The sequence below is a fragment of the Vibrio sp. TMPB1044 genome, assembly GCF_030442075.1.
GTDB lineage: Bacteria > Pseudomonadota > Gammaproteobacteria > Enterobacterales > Vibrionaceae > Vibrio > Vibrio satsumensis.
Genome location: NZ_JAUJED010000008.1, coordinates 1 through 14396 on the forward strand (window position 1 = coordinate 1; position 14396 = coordinate 14396).

Annotated in this window: 28 protein-coding genes and 1 pseudogene; all 29 read left to right on the forward strand. The window is 45.2% G+C overall.

Annotated features, from left to right (window positions below):
* Positions 1–105 (forward strand): annotated as a pseudogene (locus tag QQ041_RS03285) (elongation factor Tu); the annotation flags it as partial.
* 446 nt (positions 106–551) lie between these two features.
* Positions 552–863: a 30S ribosomal protein S10 gene (rpsJ, locus tag QQ041_RS03290; protein ID WP_004736761.1), complete on the forward strand. Its 312-nt coding sequence runs from the start codon at positions 552–554 to the stop codon at positions 861–863.
* A gap of 14 nt (positions 864–877) precedes the next feature.
* Positions 878–1507, forward strand: a complete 630-nt coding sequence (gene rplC / locus QQ041_RS03295) for a 50S ribosomal protein L3 (RefSeq protein WP_004736763.1) — start codon at positions 878–880, stop codon at positions 1505–1507.
* Between the two features lie 16 nt (positions 1508–1523).
* Positions 1524–2126 (forward strand): 50S ribosomal protein L4, encoded by a 603-nt coding sequence (rplD, locus tag QQ041_RS03300; RefSeq protein ID WP_004738803.1) that lies wholly within the window; start codon positions 1524–1526, stop codon positions 2124–2126.
* Positions 2123–2425, forward strand: a complete 303-nt coding sequence (gene rplW / locus QQ041_RS03305; RefSeq protein ID WP_004736765.1) for a 50S ribosomal protein L23 — start codon at positions 2123–2125, stop codon at positions 2423–2425. The genes rplD and rplW overlap by 4 nt, the downstream gene beginning before the upstream one ends.
* Before the next feature lie 14 nt (positions 2426–2439).
* On the forward strand, positions 2440–3264 hold the full coding sequence (rplB, locus tag QQ041_RS03310) for a 50S ribosomal protein L2 (RefSeq protein WP_010435149.1): 825 nt from the start codon (positions 2440–2442) through the stop codon (positions 3262–3264).
* Positions 3265–3283: 19 nt separating this feature from the next.
* Positions 3284–3562, forward strand: a complete 279-nt coding sequence (gene rpsS, locus QQ041_RS03315) for a 30S ribosomal protein S19 (protein WP_004736729.1) — start codon at positions 3284–3286, stop codon at positions 3560–3562.
* 10 nt (positions 3563–3572) lie between these two features.
* A complete protein-coding gene (gene rplV / locus QQ041_RS03320; protein ID WP_004736732.1) occupies positions 3573–3905 on the forward strand; it encodes a 50S ribosomal protein L22 in 333 nt (110 codons plus the stop codon).
* Between the two features lie 18 nt (positions 3906–3923).
* On the forward strand, positions 3924–4622 hold the full coding sequence (rpsC, locus tag QQ041_RS03325; RefSeq protein ID WP_004736734.1) for a 30S ribosomal protein S3: 699 nt from the start codon (positions 3924–3926) through the stop codon (positions 4620–4622).
* Positions 4623–4633: 11 nt separating this feature from the next.
* Positions 4634–5044: a 50S ribosomal protein L16 gene (rplP, locus tag QQ041_RS03330; RefSeq protein ID WP_004736736.1), complete on the forward strand. Its 411-nt coding sequence runs from the start codon at positions 4634–4636 to the stop codon at positions 5042–5044.
* The gene (rpmC, locus tag QQ041_RS03335; protein ID WP_004736737.1) at positions 5044–5235 is read left to right on the forward strand and encodes a 50S ribosomal protein L29; all 192 of its coding nucleotides are present in this window, start codon (positions 5044–5046) and stop codon (positions 5233–5235) included. The genes rplP and rpmC overlap by 1 nt, the downstream gene beginning before the upstream one ends.
* Positions 5235–5489 carry a 30S ribosomal protein S17 gene (gene rpsQ, locus QQ041_RS03340; protein ID WP_004736739.1) on the forward strand — a complete coding sequence of 85 codons (255 nt, stop codon included), beginning with the start codon at positions 5235–5237 and terminating at the stop codon, positions 5487–5489. Before rpmC ends, rpsQ begins: the two co-directional genes overlap by 1 nt.
* A 162-nt stretch (positions 5490–5651) precedes the next feature.
* Positions 5652–6023 (forward strand): 50S ribosomal protein L14, encoded by a 372-nt coding sequence (gene rplN, locus QQ041_RS03345; protein WP_004736740.1) that lies wholly within the window; start codon positions 5652–5654, stop codon positions 6021–6023.
* An 11-nt stretch (positions 6024–6034) separates the two neighbouring features.
* Positions 6035–6352 carry a 50S ribosomal protein L24 gene (rplX, locus tag QQ041_RS03350; protein WP_004738792.1) on the forward strand — a complete coding sequence of 106 codons (318 nt, stop codon included), beginning with the start codon at positions 6035–6037 and terminating at the stop codon, positions 6350–6352.
* 24 nt (positions 6353–6376) lie between these two features.
* Positions 6377–6916, forward strand: coding sequence for a 50S ribosomal protein L5 (rplE, locus tag QQ041_RS03355; RefSeq protein WP_004738790.1), 540 nt, complete (start codon positions 6377–6379; stop codon positions 6914–6916).
* 16 nt (positions 6917–6932) lie between these two features.
* Complete coding sequence (rpsN, locus tag QQ041_RS03360; protein WP_004738789.1) at positions 6933–7238, forward strand: 30S ribosomal protein S14; 306 nt, start codon at positions 6933–6935, stop codon at positions 7236–7238.
* Between the two features lie 29 nt (positions 7239–7267).
* Positions 7268–7660 carry a 30S ribosomal protein S8 gene (gene rpsH / locus QQ041_RS03365; RefSeq protein WP_017061309.1) on the forward strand — a complete coding sequence of 131 codons (393 nt, stop codon included), beginning with the start codon at positions 7268–7270 and terminating at the stop codon, positions 7658–7660.
* 10 nt (positions 7661–7670) lie between these two features.
* Positions 7671–8204: a 50S ribosomal protein L6 gene (gene rplF / locus QQ041_RS03370; RefSeq protein ID WP_017061308.1), complete on the forward strand. Its 534-nt coding sequence runs from the start codon at positions 7671–7673 to the stop codon at positions 8202–8204.
* 9 nt (positions 8205–8213) lie between these two features.
* Complete coding sequence (rplR, locus tag QQ041_RS03375) at positions 8214–8567, forward strand: 50S ribosomal protein L18 (RefSeq protein WP_004738784.1); 354 nt, start codon at positions 8214–8216, stop codon at positions 8565–8567.
* Positions 8568–8581: 14 nt separating this feature from the next.
* Positions 8582–9082, forward strand: a complete 501-nt coding sequence (rpsE, locus tag QQ041_RS03380) for a 30S ribosomal protein S5 (RefSeq protein ID WP_017061307.1) — start codon at positions 8582–8584, stop codon at positions 9080–9082.
* A gap of 7 nt (positions 9083–9089) precedes the next feature.
* Entirely contained in the window at positions 9090–9266 is a 177-nt protein-coding gene (rpmD, locus tag QQ041_RS03385) for a 50S ribosomal protein L30 (RefSeq protein WP_004736756.1), read from the forward strand.
* A 5-nt stretch (positions 9267–9271) separates the two neighbouring features.
* A complete protein-coding gene (gene rplO, locus QQ041_RS03390) occupies positions 9272–9706 on the forward strand; it encodes a 50S ribosomal protein L15 (RefSeq protein WP_004736758.1) in 435 nt (144 codons plus the stop codon).
* Between the two features lie 20 nt (positions 9707–9726).
* Positions 9727–11061, forward strand: coding sequence for a preprotein translocase subunit SecY (gene secY / locus QQ041_RS03395; RefSeq protein ID WP_004738781.1), 1335 nt, complete (start codon positions 9727–9729; stop codon positions 11059–11061).
* Positions 11062–11102: 41 nt separating this feature from the next.
* The gene (gene rpmJ / locus QQ041_RS03400) at positions 11103–11216 is read left to right on the forward strand and encodes a 50S ribosomal protein L36 (RefSeq protein ID WP_000868186.1); all 114 of its coding nucleotides are present in this window, start codon (positions 11103–11105) and stop codon (positions 11214–11216) included.
* 148 nt (positions 11217–11364) lie between these two features.
* A complete protein-coding gene (gene rpsM / locus QQ041_RS03405) occupies positions 11365–11721 on the forward strand; it encodes a 30S ribosomal protein S13 (protein ID WP_004738779.1) in 357 nt (118 codons plus the stop codon).
* A 19-nt stretch (positions 11722–11740) separates the two neighbouring features.
* On the forward strand, positions 11741–12130 hold the full coding sequence (gene rpsK / locus QQ041_RS03410; protein ID WP_004738778.1) for a 30S ribosomal protein S11: 390 nt from the start codon (positions 11741–11743) through the stop codon (positions 12128–12130).
* Positions 12131–12161: 31 nt separating this feature from the next.
* Positions 12162–12782, forward strand: coding sequence for a 30S ribosomal protein S4 (rpsD, locus tag QQ041_RS03415; RefSeq protein WP_004738777.1), 621 nt, complete (start codon positions 12162–12164; stop codon positions 12780–12782).
* Between the two features lie 22 nt (positions 12783–12804).
* On the forward strand, positions 12805–13797 hold the full coding sequence (rpoA, locus tag QQ041_RS03420; protein ID WP_004729813.1) for a DNA-directed RNA polymerase subunit alpha: 993 nt from the start codon (positions 12805–12807) through the stop codon (positions 13795–13797).
* A 24-nt stretch (positions 13798–13821) separates the two neighbouring features.
* A complete protein-coding gene (gene rplQ, locus QQ041_RS03425; RefSeq protein ID WP_004729812.1) occupies positions 13822–14202 on the forward strand; it encodes a 50S ribosomal protein L17 in 381 nt (126 codons plus the stop codon).
* Positions 14203–14396 lie beyond the last annotated feature (194 nt).

A 14396-nucleotide genomic window follows, 5' to 3' on the forward strand; every position in this document is an offset into this window, starting at 1 on the left:
GTTGAGCTAATCGCTCCAATCGCAATGGACGAAGGTCTACGTTTCGCAATCCGCGAAGGTGGCCGTACAGTTGGTGCTGGTGTTGTAGCTAAAATCTTCGCTTAATAGCATTTAGATTTTTGCACACTCTTCATTAGAAGAGCACGCATCTGAAAAGGGGAGCTTCGGCTTCCCTTTTGTTTTCTCGAAAGAAATATTACCTTCCATCTATCTTCTTCCCTCTCGATACAAAACCAACTTCCAATAAATTCCGATTATTTTTCCAACACTACTTGCATACTAAAGTGTGATCTGTATAATGCATCGCACTGGCTAACGCTGGTTGTGAACCAATGAGCACTGAGGAGTAGGTCTTACCTAGTAATGTATACTCAGCTTATGTTCGCGGTTAATAAAAATAGTAAACTTTTTGTTTGCTTCAAAAGTTAACTGACAATGCGTCCTAATTTTGGATGCTACGGTTTCACATAAATCAATCGGCATTCTCTCGTTTTATCGGGTTTGAGTGGCGATATTGTTTGTGTAATTTTTAATAATTGGAGCTCTGTCTCATGCAGAACCAACGTATTCGTATCCGCCTTAAAGCGTTTGATTACAAGCTAATCGATGCTTCAACTGCGGAAATCGTTGAAACAGCAAAACGTACTGGCGCACAGGTTCGTGGTCCTATTCCACTTCCTACTCGTAAAGAGCGTTTCACTGTTCTTACCTCTCCACACGTCAACAAAGATGCACGTGATCAGTACGAAATCCGTACTCACAAGCGTTTGATCGACATCGTTGAGCCAACAGATAAAACTGTTGATGCTCTAATGCGTCTTGATCTTGCAGCTGGCGTTGATGTTCAAATCAGCCTAGGTTAAGGGAGATAAGAATAATGATTGGTCTAGTCGGACGTAAAGTGGGTATGACCCGCGTATTTACTGAAGAAGGCGTTTCTATCCCAGTAACTGTTGTTGAGGTTGAAGCGAACCGTATTTCTCAAGTTAAAACTCTTGAGACAGACGGCTACGCAGCAATCCAAGTAACTACTGGTGCTAAGAAAGCTAACCGTGTAACTAAACCTGAAGCTGGTCACTTCGCGAAAGCGGGTGTAGAAGCAGGTCGCGGTCTTTGGGAATTCCGTTTAGAAAACGGCGAAGAGTTTGAAGTTGGCGCTGAGCTAAACGTAGAACTTTTCAACGAAATTAAAAAAGTAGACGTTACTGGTACATCTAAAGGTAAAGGCTTCCAAGGCGCTATCAAGCGTTGGAACTTCTCTACTCAAGATATGACTCACGGTAACTCTTTGTCTCACCGCGCACCGGGTTCAATTGGCCAATGTCAAACTCCAGGCCGCGTGTTTAAAGGCAAGAAAATGGCAGGTCACATGGGTGCTGAGCGTGTAACGACTCAAAACCTAGAGATCGTACGTGTTGACGCTGAGCGCAATCTACTCCTTATTAAAGGTGCAGTACCGGGCTCAACAGGCGGAAACGTGATCGTAAAACCTGCTGTTAAAGCATAACGTCTAGGAGTAAGTAATGGAATTGATGGTTAAAGGTGCTGATGCACTAACTGTTTCCGAGACTACTTTCGGACGTGACTTCAACGAAGCTCTTGTACACCAAGTAGTTGTTGCATATGCAGCAGGTGCTCGTCAAGGTACTCGTGCTCAAAAGACTCGTTCTGAAGTATCTGGCGGTGGCGCTAAGCCATGGCGTCAAAAAGGTACTGGCCGCGCACGTGCTGGTACAATTCGTAGCCCAATCTGGCGTACAGGTGGTGTTACTTTTGCTGCGAAACCACAAGATCACAGCCAAAAAGTAAACAAAAAAATGTACCGCGGTGCTATGAAGAGCATTCTTTCTGAGCTAGTTCGTCAAGAGCGTTTAATCGTTGTTGATAACTTCTCTGTAGAAGCACCAAAAACAAAAGAACTTGTAGCTAAGCTTAAAGAGCTTGAGCTAAGCGACGTTCTGATTGTGACTGGCGAAGTAGATGAAAATCTATTCTTAGCTGCTCGTAACCTATACAAAGTAGATGCACGTGATGTTGCTGGTGTTGATCCAGTATCACTAATCGCTTTCGACAAGGTTCTAATGACTGCTGACGCAGTTAAGCAAGTTGAGGAGATGCTAGCATGATCACTGAAGAGCGTATCTTAAAAGTTCTACGTGCTCCGCACATCTCTGAAAAAGCAACTATGGCAGCTGAGAAAGCGAACACTATCGTTTTCAAAGTAGCTAAAGATGCAACTAAGAAAGAGATCAAAGCAGCTGTAGAAAAGCTATTTGAAGTTGAAGTTAAGTCTGTAAATACTCTTGTATTAAAGGGTAAGACCAAACGTCAAGGTATGCGTGAAGGCCGTCGTTCAGACGTGAAAAAAGCCTACGTTACTTTGAAAGAAGGTCAAGATCTTGACTTCGTTGGCGGCGCGGAATAACAGGAGTAGTAAAAATGGCTATTGTTAAATGTAAGCCGACTTCCCCTGGTCGTCGTCACGTCGTTAAAGTTGTTAACGCTGACCTACACAAGGGTAAGCCATACGCACCACTTCTAGAGAAAAACTCTAAGAACGGTGGTCGTAACAACAACGGTCGTATTACAGTACGTCACATCGGTGGTGGTCATAAGCACCATTACCGTGTAATTGACTTCAAACGTACTAAAGATGGCATCCCAGCGAAAGTTGAGCGTCTAGAATACGATCCAAACCGTAGTGCTAACATCGCTCTAGTTCTGTACGCAGACGGTGAGCGTCGTTACATCATTGCACCTAAAGGTGTTAACGCAGGCGACCAGATTCAATCTGGCGTAGATGCTGCAATCAAAGCAGGTAACACTCTGCCGATGCGCAACATCCCAGTAGGTTCTACTGTACACTGTGTTGAACTTAAGCCTGGTAAAGGTGCTCAACTAGCTCGTTCGGCTGGTGCTTATGCTCAAATCATCGCTCGCGATGGTGCATACGTAACTATCCGTCTACGTTCTGGTGAGATGCGCAAAGTACTTTCTGAAGGTCGTGCAACGATCGGTGAAGTTGGTAACTCTGAGCATATGCTACGTGAACTTGGTAAAGCTGGTGCTTCACGCTGGCGCGGCGTACGTCCAACCGTACGTGGTGTAGTAATGAACCCGGTGGATCACCCACATGGTGGTGGTGAAGGCCGCACATCTGGTGGTCGTCACCCAGTTTCTCCTTGGGGCGTTCCTACTAAGGGCTTCAAGACTCGTAAGAACAAGCGCACTGACAAGTACATCGTACGTCGTCGCACTAAATAATTTATAAAGAGGAATCGCCATGCCACGTTCTCTCAAGAAAGGTCCTTTTATTGACCTACACTTGCTGAAGAAGGTAGAGAAAGCGGTGGAAAGCGGAGACAAAAAGCCTATTAAGACTTGGTCCCGTCGCTCAATGATCATCCCAACAATGATTGGTTTGACCATCGCTGTCCATAATGGTCGTCAGCACGTTCCAGTTTTCGTTACCGAAGAAATGATCGGTCACAAACTGGGCGAATTTGCACCAACTCGTACTTATCGCGGTCATGCTGCAGATAAGAAAGCTAAGAAGAAATAAGGAGTAGATGATGGAAGCTTTAGCTAAACATAACTTTGCTCGTATTTCTCCACAGAAAGCTCGCTTAGTTGCAGACCAAATTCGCGGTAAGTCGGTAGACCAAGCTCTAGAAATTCTAACTTTCAGCAACAAAAAAGCTGCTGTATTAGTTAAGAAAGTTCTTGAGTCAGCTATCGCTAACGCGGAACATAACGAAGGTGCAGATATCGACGATCTAAATGTCGCTAAAATCTTCGTAGATGAGGGCCCTATCATGAAGCGTATTATGCCTCGTGCTAAAGGTCGTGCGGATCGTATCTTGAAGCGTTCAAGCCACATCACTATTGTTGTAGCAGATCGCTAAAGACTAGGAGAGTAAGCAATGGGTCAGAAAGTACATCCTAATGGTATTCGTCTTGGCATCGTTAAGCCTTGGAATGCTACATGGTTTGCTAATACCAACGAATTCGCTGACAACCTAGACGGCGACTTCAAGGTACGTCAGTTCCTTACAAAGGAACTACAAAAAGCATCATTATCTCGTATCGTTATCGAGCGTCCAGCTAAGAGCATCCGTGTGACTATTCACACTGCTCGTCCTGGCGTTGTTATCGGTAAGAAAGGTGAAGACGTAGAGAAGCTACGCGCAGCTGTAGCTAAAATCGCAGGTGTACCAGCGCAAATTAACATCGCTGAAGTACGTAAGCCTGAGCTAGATGGTCAGCTTGTAGCTGATAGCATCGCGTCTCAACTAGAGCGTCGTGTTATGTTCCGTCGTGCAATGAAGCGTGCGGTACAAAATGCTATGCGTCTAGGCGCTAAAGGCATCAAAGTACAAGTAGGCGGCCGTCTTGGCGGTGCTGAAATCGCACGTTCTGAGTGGTACCGTGAAGGCCGTGTGCCTCTACACACTCTACGTGCAGACATTGATTACGCAACTTCTTCGGCTCACACTCAATACGGTGTGATCGGCATTAAAGTTTGGATCTTCAAAGGTGAGATTCTAGGCGGTATGCCAGCTGCTAACGCAGTAGAGCCAAAAGGCGATAAGCCTAAGAAGCAGCGTAAAGGCCGTAAGTAAGGAGTCGAACGATGCTACAACCAAAACGTACTAAGTTCCGCAAGGTTATGACTGGTCGTAACCGTGGTCTAGCTAAAGGTACTGAAGTAAGCTTCGGCGAATTCGGTCTTAAAGCTGTTGGCCGTGGTCGTCTGACTGCACGTCAAATTGAAGCGGCACGTCGTGCTATGACACGTCACATTAAGCGTCAAGGTCAAATCTGGATCCGTGTATTCCCAGACAAGCCGATTACTGAAAAGCCTCTTGAAGTTCGTCAAGGTAAAGGTAAAGGTTCAGTTGCGTACTGGGTTGCTCAAATCCAACCAGGCAAAGTTATGTACGAGATGAATGGCGTACCTGAAGAGTTGGCACGTGAAGCGTTCCGCCTAGCGGCACGTAAACTGCCTGTTAAAACTACTTTTGTAACTAAGCAGGTGATGTGATGAAAGCACAAGATCTACGCGAAAAGAACGTTGAAGAGCTTAACGCTGAGCTATTGAATTTGCTACGTGAACAGTTCAACTTGCGCATGCAAGCTGCAACTGGTCAACTACAGCAAACTCATACTCTAAAAGCTGTACGCCGTGACATCGCACGTGTGAAAACTGTTTTGACTGAAAAGGCAGGCGCATAATGAGCGAAACTAACCGCATCCAGCAAGGCCGTGTAGTAAGCGACAAGATGGACAAGTCTATCGTTGTTGCTATTGAACGCACTGTAAAACACCCAATTTACGGTAAGTTCATCAAACGCACGACTAAAGTACACGCACACGACGAAGACAACACTTGTGGCCTAGGCGACAAAGTTGAAATCGCTGAGTGTCGTCCTCTGTCTAAGACTAAGTCTTGGACATTGGTTAAAGTTCTAGAAAAAGCGAAGATTTAATCTTTGTAATTCTATAACTTATAAGCGGCTCCAAATAATTTTTTGGAGCCGCTTGTTTTTTGTCTACCCAATTTAAAAAAAGGGTGGTACAATTCGCGTCCCTTTTAAAGAGGCAGCCCGACCCGAGAGGGTCTAGTTTTAATATTTAGCGGAGCACTAACAATGATCCAGATGCAAAGTACACTTGACGCAGCAGATAACTCTGGCGCGCGCAAGGTAATGTGTATTAAGGTTCTGGGTGGCTCTCACCGCCGTTATGCACATATCGGTGACGTCATCAAGGTTACAGTGAAGGAAGCGATTCCTCGCGGTAAAGTAAAGAAAGGTGATGTTCTGAAGGCGGTAGTAGTGCGCACCCGTAAAGGCGTTCGTCGCCCAGACGGTTCTGTCATTCGCTTCGACAGTAATGCTTGTGTATTGTTAAATGACACTACTGAGCAACCAGTCGGCACACGTATCTTTGGTCCTGTGACTCGTGAACTTCGTAACGCGAAATTCATGAAGATTGTATCACTAGCACCTGAAGTTCTGTAAGGAGCGGCAATATGGCAGCTAAAATCCGTCGTAATGACGAAGTAATCATTCTTGCTGGTAAAGATAAAGGCAAGAAAGGTAAAGTAACTAAGGTTCTGACAACTGGTAAAGTTATCGTTGAAGGCATCAACCTTGTTAAGAAACACCAAAAGCCGGTTCCGGCTCTAGGTCAACAAGGTGGCATCGTTGAACAAGAAGCAGCTATTGATGCTTCTAACGTTGCTGTTTTTAACGCGGCTACTGGTAAAGCAGACCGTATCGGTTTCCGTATCGAAGATGGCAAGAAAGTTCGTTTCTTCAAATCTAACGGCGAAACTGTTTCTAACTAATTAGAAGTAATTTGGAGTTCTACTATGGCGAAACTGCATGATTACTACAAGTCGTCTGTAGTCGCTGAGCTTACCAAAGAGTTCAGCTACACAAGCGTCATGCAAGTCCCTAGGATTGAGAAAATCACCCTAAACATGGGCGTTGGTGAAGCAATCAACGATAAGAAACTGCTAGAAAACGCAGCAGCTGATATGGCAACGATCTCTGGTCAAAAGCCACTTATCACTAAAGCGCGTAAATCTGTAGCTGGTTTCAAAATTCGTGAAGGCTACCCAATTGGTTGTAAAGTAACCTTGCGTGGTGAGCGCATGTGGGAATTTTTAGAGCGTTTAATCTCTATCGCACTTCCACGTGTACGTGATTTCCGTGGTGTTAGCGCTAAGTCTTTTGACGGTCGCGGTAACTACAGCATGGGCGTTCGCGAGCAAATCATCTTTCCGGAAATCGACTACGATAAAGTCGATCGTGTCCGCGGTCTTGATATCACTATCACGACTTCTGCGGGTTCCGATGAGGAAGGCCGAGCTCTGCTGGCTGCCTTTAACTTCCCATTCCGTAAGTAAGGGTAGGGTTACTGTTATGGCTAAACAATCAATGAAAGCACGTGAAGCTAAACGTGCAAAACTAGTAGCTAAGTTCGCTGAAAAGCGTTCTGCGCTAAAAGTTATCATTAGCGATGTAAACGCATCTGAAGAAGATCGTTGGAATGCGGTTCTTAAACTGCAATCTCTTCCACGTGATTCAAGTGCATCACGTCAGCGCAACCGTTGCAACCAAACTGGTCGTCCACACGGTTACCTACGTAAATTCGGTCTAAGCCGCATTAAGGTTCGTGAAGCTTGCATGAAAGGCGAGATTCCGGGTCTTCGTAAGGCTAGCTGGTAATTGCCACTTAATCATTTGGAGTAAATCTTATGAGCATGCAAGATCCGATTTCGGATATGCTGACCCGAGTTCGTAACGGTCAGGCAGCAAACAAAGTTGCTGTAAAAATGCCTTCTTCAAAGCTTAAAGTTGCAATTGCTGCATTACTTAAAGCTGAAGGTTACATCGTAGACTTCGCTGTTAACAGCGAAGCAAAACCTGAGCTAGAAGTTACTCTTAAGTACTTCCAAGCTAAACCTGTAATCGAGCAAATCAAGCGTGTATCACGTCCTGGTCTAAGAGTTTATAAAAATAAAGACTCTTTACCTACAGTGATGGGTGGTCTTGGTATTGCAGTTGTTTCTACTTCCAAGGGTCTGATGTCTGACCGTGCTGCTCGTAAAGCAGGTCTTGGCGGTGAAATCATCTGTTACGTAGCTTAAGGAGTAGATTATGTCTCGTGTTGCTAAAGCACCTGTCGCTATTCCAGCTGGCGTAGAGGTGAAACTAAACGGCCAAGAAGTTACTGTAAAAGGTAGCAAAGGTGAGCTTACTCGCGTTCTTAACAGCGCCGTAGTTATTGCACAGGAAGAAACCAACCTAACTTTCGGTCCGAAAGAAGGTGTTACTAACGCATGGGCACAAGCTGGTACAGCTCGCGCTCTAGTTAATAACATGGTTATGGGTGTTACTGAGGGCTTCACTAAGAAGCTAACTCTTAAGGGTGTTGGTTACCGTGCTGCTATGAAAGGCAACTCTGTAGCTCTAACTCTTGGTTTTTCTCACCCAGTAGAGCACGCTCTACCTGAAGGTATTAAAGCTGAGTGCCCTAGCCAAACTGAGATCATCATTACTGGTTGCGATAAGCAAGTAGTAGGTCAAGTTGCGGCTGACATTCGTTCTTACCGTGCTCCTGAGCCTTACAAAGGCAAAGGTGTTCGTTACGCAGATGAAAATGTGCGTACTAAAGAAGCTAAGAAGAAGTAAGGTATCACTATGGATAAGAAAGCATCTCGCATCCGTCGTGCTACACGTGCACGTCGTAAGATTGCAGAACTTGGTGCAACTCGCCTGGTAGTACACCGTACTCCTCGCCATGTTTACGCACAAGTTATCGCGGCAAACGGCTCTGAGGTTATCGCAGCTGCTTCTACTGTAGAAAAAGCGATCCGTGAGCAAGTTAAGAACACTGGTAACGTTGATGCAGCTAAAGCAGTTGGTAAAGCTGTTGCTGAGCGCGCTCTTGAAAAAGGCGTAGCTTCAGTTGCATTTGATCGTTCTGGTTTCCAATACCACGGTCGAGTAGCGGCGCTAGCAGAATCTGCTCGCGAAGCTGGTCTGAAATTCTAAGGTAGGGTTGGAAGATGGCTAAAGAACAACAACAAGCTAATGATTTGCAAGAAAAGCTGATCGCAGTTAACCGTGTATCTAAGACGGTTAAAGGTGGTCGAATCATGAGCTTTACTGCACTAACAGTAGTTGGTGACGGTAACGGTCGCGTAGGTTTCGGTTACGGCAAAGCTCGTGAAGTCCCTGCTGCGATTCAAAAAGCAATGGAAAAAGCGCGCCGTAACATGGTTACAGTATCGCTTAACGAAGGCACTCTTCACCACCCGGTGAAAGGTCGTCATTCGGGCTCTAAAGTTTACATGCAGCCAGCTGCAGAAGGTACAGGTGTTATTGCCGGTGGTGCAATGCGTGCTGTACTTGAAGTTGCGGGCGTACATAACGTACTTTCTAAAGCATACGGTTCAACGAACCCGATCAACATCGTTCGTGCAACGATTGGTGCTCTAGTAGACGTTAAGTCACCAGAAATGGTTGCTGCTAAACGTGGTCTAACTGTTGAATCTATTTCGGAGTAAGCACACGATGGCAACTATTAAAGTAACTCAAACTAAAAGCTCAATTGGTCGCCTACCTAAGCACAAAGCGTGTCTTAAAGGTCTAGGTCTTCGTCGCATCAACCATACAGTAGAACTTGAAGATACTCCGTGCGTACGCGGTATGATCAACAAGGTTTACTACATGGTTAAGATTGAGGAGTAATCAGAATGCGTTTGAATACTCTATCACCGGCTGCTGGCTCTAAACCTTCTAAGAAGCGTGTAGGTCGTGGTATCGGTTCTGGCCTTGGTAAAACAGGTGGCCGCGGTCACAAAGGTCAAAAGTCACGTTCTGGCGGCTCTGTTCGTCCAGGTTTTGAAGGCGGTCAAATGCCTCTAAAACAACGTCTACCTAAATTCGGTTTCACTTCTCGTAAGAGCCTAGTGTCTGCTGAAGTTCGCCTAGCTGAGCTAGCGAAAGTAACAGGTGACGTAGTTGATCTTAACAGCCTTAAAGCTGCTAACGTTATCACTAAGAACATCGAATTTGTTAAGATCGTTCTTTCTGGTGACCTAAGCAAAGCTGTTACTGTTAAAGGTCTACGCGTGACTAAAGGCGCTAAAGCTGCAATCGAAGCTGCAGGCGGTAAAATCGAGGAATAATCTCGAGGAACGAGGTACAGATGGCTAAGAAACCAGGACAAGATTTTCGTAGTGCTCAGAGCGGCTTAAGTGAACTAAAGTCGCGCTTATTATTCGTAATTGGTGCACTTTTAGTATTCCGAGCCGGCTCTTTTGTGCCGATCCCTGGTATTGACGCAGCTGTACTTGCCGATTTGTTCGATCAGCAAAAAGGTACCATCGTTGAAATGTTTAACATGTTCTCCGGTGGTGCTCTTGAGCGTGCATCTATATTAGCATTGGGTATCATGCCGTACATTTCGGCATCGATCGTAGTCCAATTGCTAACTGTAGTTCATCCAGCGTTAGCGGAACTCAAGAAAGAGGGTGAAGCAGGCCGTCGTAAGATAAGCCAATATACACGCTACGGCACGCTTGTACTTGCAACATTCCAAGCTATTGGTATCGCAACAGGCTTACCAAACATGGTCGACAATCTGGTTGTTATCAACCAAACCATGTTTACGCTTATTGCTACCGTGAGTTTAGTAACTGGTACCATGTTCTTAATGTGGTTAGGTGAACAAATCACTGAGCGAGGAATCGGTAATGGTATTTCCATTCTGATTTTTGCAGGTATTGTTGCTGGATTGCCTTCTGCAATCGGTCAAACAATCGAGCAAGCGCGTCAAGGTGAATTGCATGTGCTTCTTCTGCTGTTGATTGCTGTATTGTCTTTTGCTGTTATTTACTTCGTAGTTTTCATGGAACGTGGTCAACGCCGTATCGTCGTTAACTATGCGAAACGTCAACAAGGTCGTAAAGTTTTTGCAGCACAAAGCTCTCATTTGCCTCTTAAGATTAATATGGCAGGTGTTATTCCAGCGATTTTCGCATCAAGTATTATTTTGTTCCCAGGAACATTAGCGCAGTGGTTTGGTCAAAATGGTGAAAGCAGCGCGTTCGGTTGGTTAACTGACGTGTCATTAGCTCTTAGCCCAGGTCAACCTTTGTATGTAATGCTTTATGCAGCAGCTATCATCTTCTTCTGTTTCTTCTATACAGCGTTGGTGTTTAACCCACGTGAAACAGCTGATAACTTGAAGAAGTCTGGTGCATTCGTACCCGGTATCCGCCCAGGTGAGCAGACAGCGAAATATATCGATAAAGTGATGACTAGACTAACCCTTGCGGGCGCTCTATACATTACTTTTATATGTCTGATTCCTGAATTCATGATGGTCGCGTGGAACGTTCGTTTCTACTTCGGCGGCACATCACTACTAATCGTAGTGGTAGTTATCATGGATTTCATGGCACAGGTACAGACTCATCTGATGTCACAACAGTATGATTCTGTGTTAAAGAAAGCGAATCTGAAAGGTTACGGCCGTTAATTCGGTGGTAATTATTTCGATTCCATTTACGGAGTTTAGCAATGAAAGTTCGTGCTTCCGTTAAAAAAATCTGCCGTAACTGTAAAGTTATCAAGCGTAACGGTGTCGTTCGCGTGATTTGCAGTGAGCCAAAGCATAAGCAACGCCAAGGCTAATTAGCAGAAATTTTTACTTGAAATACAAGGTAGAGTCGAGTATATTCCTCGGCCTACCTTTTGCGTGCAAAAGAAGTAGTATGCCGCAGCGTATCCATAACGGGCTTTGCTGCGGATAATTCTTTTATGAACCCCTTAGGAGTGAATAATGGCCCGTATAGCCGGCATTAACATTCCTGATCATAAGCATTCTGTAATTGCACTTACTGCAATCTACGGTATCGGTAAAACTCGCTCTCAAGCTATTCTAGCTGAAGTGGGTATTGCTGAAGATGCTAAGATCAGTGAACTAACTGAAGAGCAGATCGATCAACTGCGTGATGGTGTAGCTAAGTACACTGTAGAAGGTGATCTACGTCGTGAAGTATCGATGAACATCAAGCGTCTTATGGACCTTGGCTGTTACCGCGGTCTTCGTCATCGTCGCAGTCTACCACTACGTGGACAGCGTACTAAAACCAACGCTCGCACCCGTAAGGGTCCGCGCAAGCCGATCAAGAAATAGTCGGATAAGGTAGAGTACAATGGCAAAACAACCAACTCGCGCGCGTAAGCGCGTACGCAAGCAAGTAGCTGATGGCGTAGCGCACATTCATGCTTCTTTCAACAACACAATCGTAACTATCACTGACCGTCAAGGCAACGCTCTTGCATGGGCTACAGCAGGTGGTTCAGGTTTCCGTGGTTCTCGTAAATCTACTCCGTTCGCAGCACAAGTTGCAGCTGAGCGTTGTGGTGAAATGGCTAAAGAATATGGCCTAAAGAACTTGGAAGTTATGGTTAAGGGTCCAGGTCCAGGTCGCGAATCTACTGTTCGTGCACTGAACGCTGCTGGTTTCCGTATCACTAACATTGTTGATGCGACACCAATCCCTCATAACGGTTGTCGTCCACCTAAGAAACGTCGCGTTTAAGTTTCGTTTCTAGGAATATTGGAGAAAGATCATGGCAAGATATTTGGGTCCTAAGCTGAAGCTTAGCCGTCGCGAAGGTACTGACTTATTCCTTAAGTCTGGTGTCCGTGCGATCGATACCAAGTGTAAAATTGATAACGCACCAGGTGTACACGGCGCTCGTCGCGGTCGTCTATCTGAGTATGGCGTTCAGCTTCGTGAGAAGCAAAAAGTTCGTCGTATCTACGGCGTTCTAGAAAAACAATTCCGCAACTACTACAAAGAAGCTGCACGTCTTAAAGGCAACACAGGTGCAAACCTGCTTCAGCTTCTTGAAGGTCGTCTTGATAACGTAGTTTACCGTATGGGCTTTGGTGCTACTCGTGCTGAATCTCGTCAACTAGTTAGCCACAAGTCTATCCTAGTTAACGGTAAAGTTGTAAACGTTCCTTCTTTCAAAGTAGCGGCAAACGACGTTGTTTCTATCCGCGAGAAAGCTAAACAGCAATCTCGTATTAAAGCGGCTCTAGAAGTTGCTGAACAACGTGAAAAGCCAACTTGGATTGAAGTAGATGCTGGCAAAATGGAAGGTACATTCAAGCGTATGCCTGAGCGTTCTGACCTATCAGCTGACATCAATGAACACTTGATCGTCGAACTTTACTCTAAGTAAGGTTAAAAAAAGAGAGGACACAATGCAGGGTTCTGTAACAGAATTTCTTAAGCCGCGTCTTGTTGACATTGAACAGATCAATACGACACACGCGAAAGTAACTCTTGAGCCATTAGAGCGCGGTTTCGGCCACACTCTAGGTAATGCTCTTCGCCGCATTCTTCTATCTTCTATGCCGGGTTGTGCCGTAACAGAAGTTGAAATCGAAGGTGTGCTACACGAATACAGCACTAAAGAAGGCGTTCAGGAAGATATCCTGGAAATCCTTCTAAACCTTAAAGGTTTGGCTGTACGCGTTGCTGAAGGCAAAGATGAAGTGTTTATTACACTGAACAAATCAGGCTCAGGCCCTGTTGTTGCAGGTGACATCACCCACGATGGTGATGTAGAGATCGCTAACCCTGAGCACGTAATTTGTCACCTAACGGATGACAATGCTGAGATCGCTATGCGTATCAAAGTAGAACGTGGTCGTGGTTACGTTCCAGCTTCAGCTCGTATCCATACTGAAGAAGATGAGCGTCCTATCGGTCGTCTACTAGTTGACGCTACTTACAGCCCGGTTGATAAAATCGCTTACGCTGTAGAAGCGGCACGTGTAGAACAACGTACCGATTTAGACAAGCTTGTTATCGATATGGAAACGAACGGTACTCTAGAACCTGAGGAAGCAATCCGTCGTGCAGCTACTATTTTAGCTGAACAACTGGATGCGTTCGTAGATCTTCGTGATGTACGTGTACCTGAGGAGAAGGAAGAGAAGCCAGAATTCGATCCTATCCTACTACGTCCTGTAGACGATCTTGAACTAACAGTTCGCTCTGCTAACTGTTTGAAAGCAGAAGCGATTCACTACATCGGTGATCTTGTACAGCGCACTGAGGTTGAGCTACTTAAAACGCCAAACCTTGGTAAGAAATCTCTTACAGAGATTAAAGATGTGCTTGCTTCACGTGGTCTGTCTCTAGGCATGCGTCTAGAAAACTGGCCACCAGCGTCAATCGCTGAAGATTAATCGAAAAGTTAGAAGGATTAGGTCATGCGCCATCGTAAAAGTGGTCGTCAACTCAACCGCAACAGCAGTCATCGCAAAGCGATGTTCAGCAACATGGCTAGCTCTCTTGTTCGTCACGAAGTTATTAAAACTACCGTGCCTAAAGCAAAAGAACTACGTCGCGTAATTGAGCCATTGATTACCCTAGCTAAGACAGACAGTGTTGCTAACCGTCGTCTTGCATTTGCTCGCACTCGTGATAACGAAGTTGTGGCAAAACTATTTAATGAACTAGGCCCGCGTTTCGCGGCTCGCCAAGGTGGTTACACTCGCATTCTTAAATGTGGTTTCCGTACTGGTGATAAAGCTCCAATGGCTTACATTGAGCTTGTAGACCGCCCAGCTGCTGAAGAAGCTGCTGAGTAATCTATACTAGATTCTTAATACAAAAGCCGAGCATTAGCTCGGCTTTTTTGTATCTGTAGAATAAGGAAATCTATACTAAGTAATTGCACCACGATGTTTGGCATTTTTGCTTGTCTTATCTGCTCCATTTTTCAAAAATATCTCTCGTATCTCGTATCTCGTATCTCGTATCTCGTATCTCGTATCTCGTATCT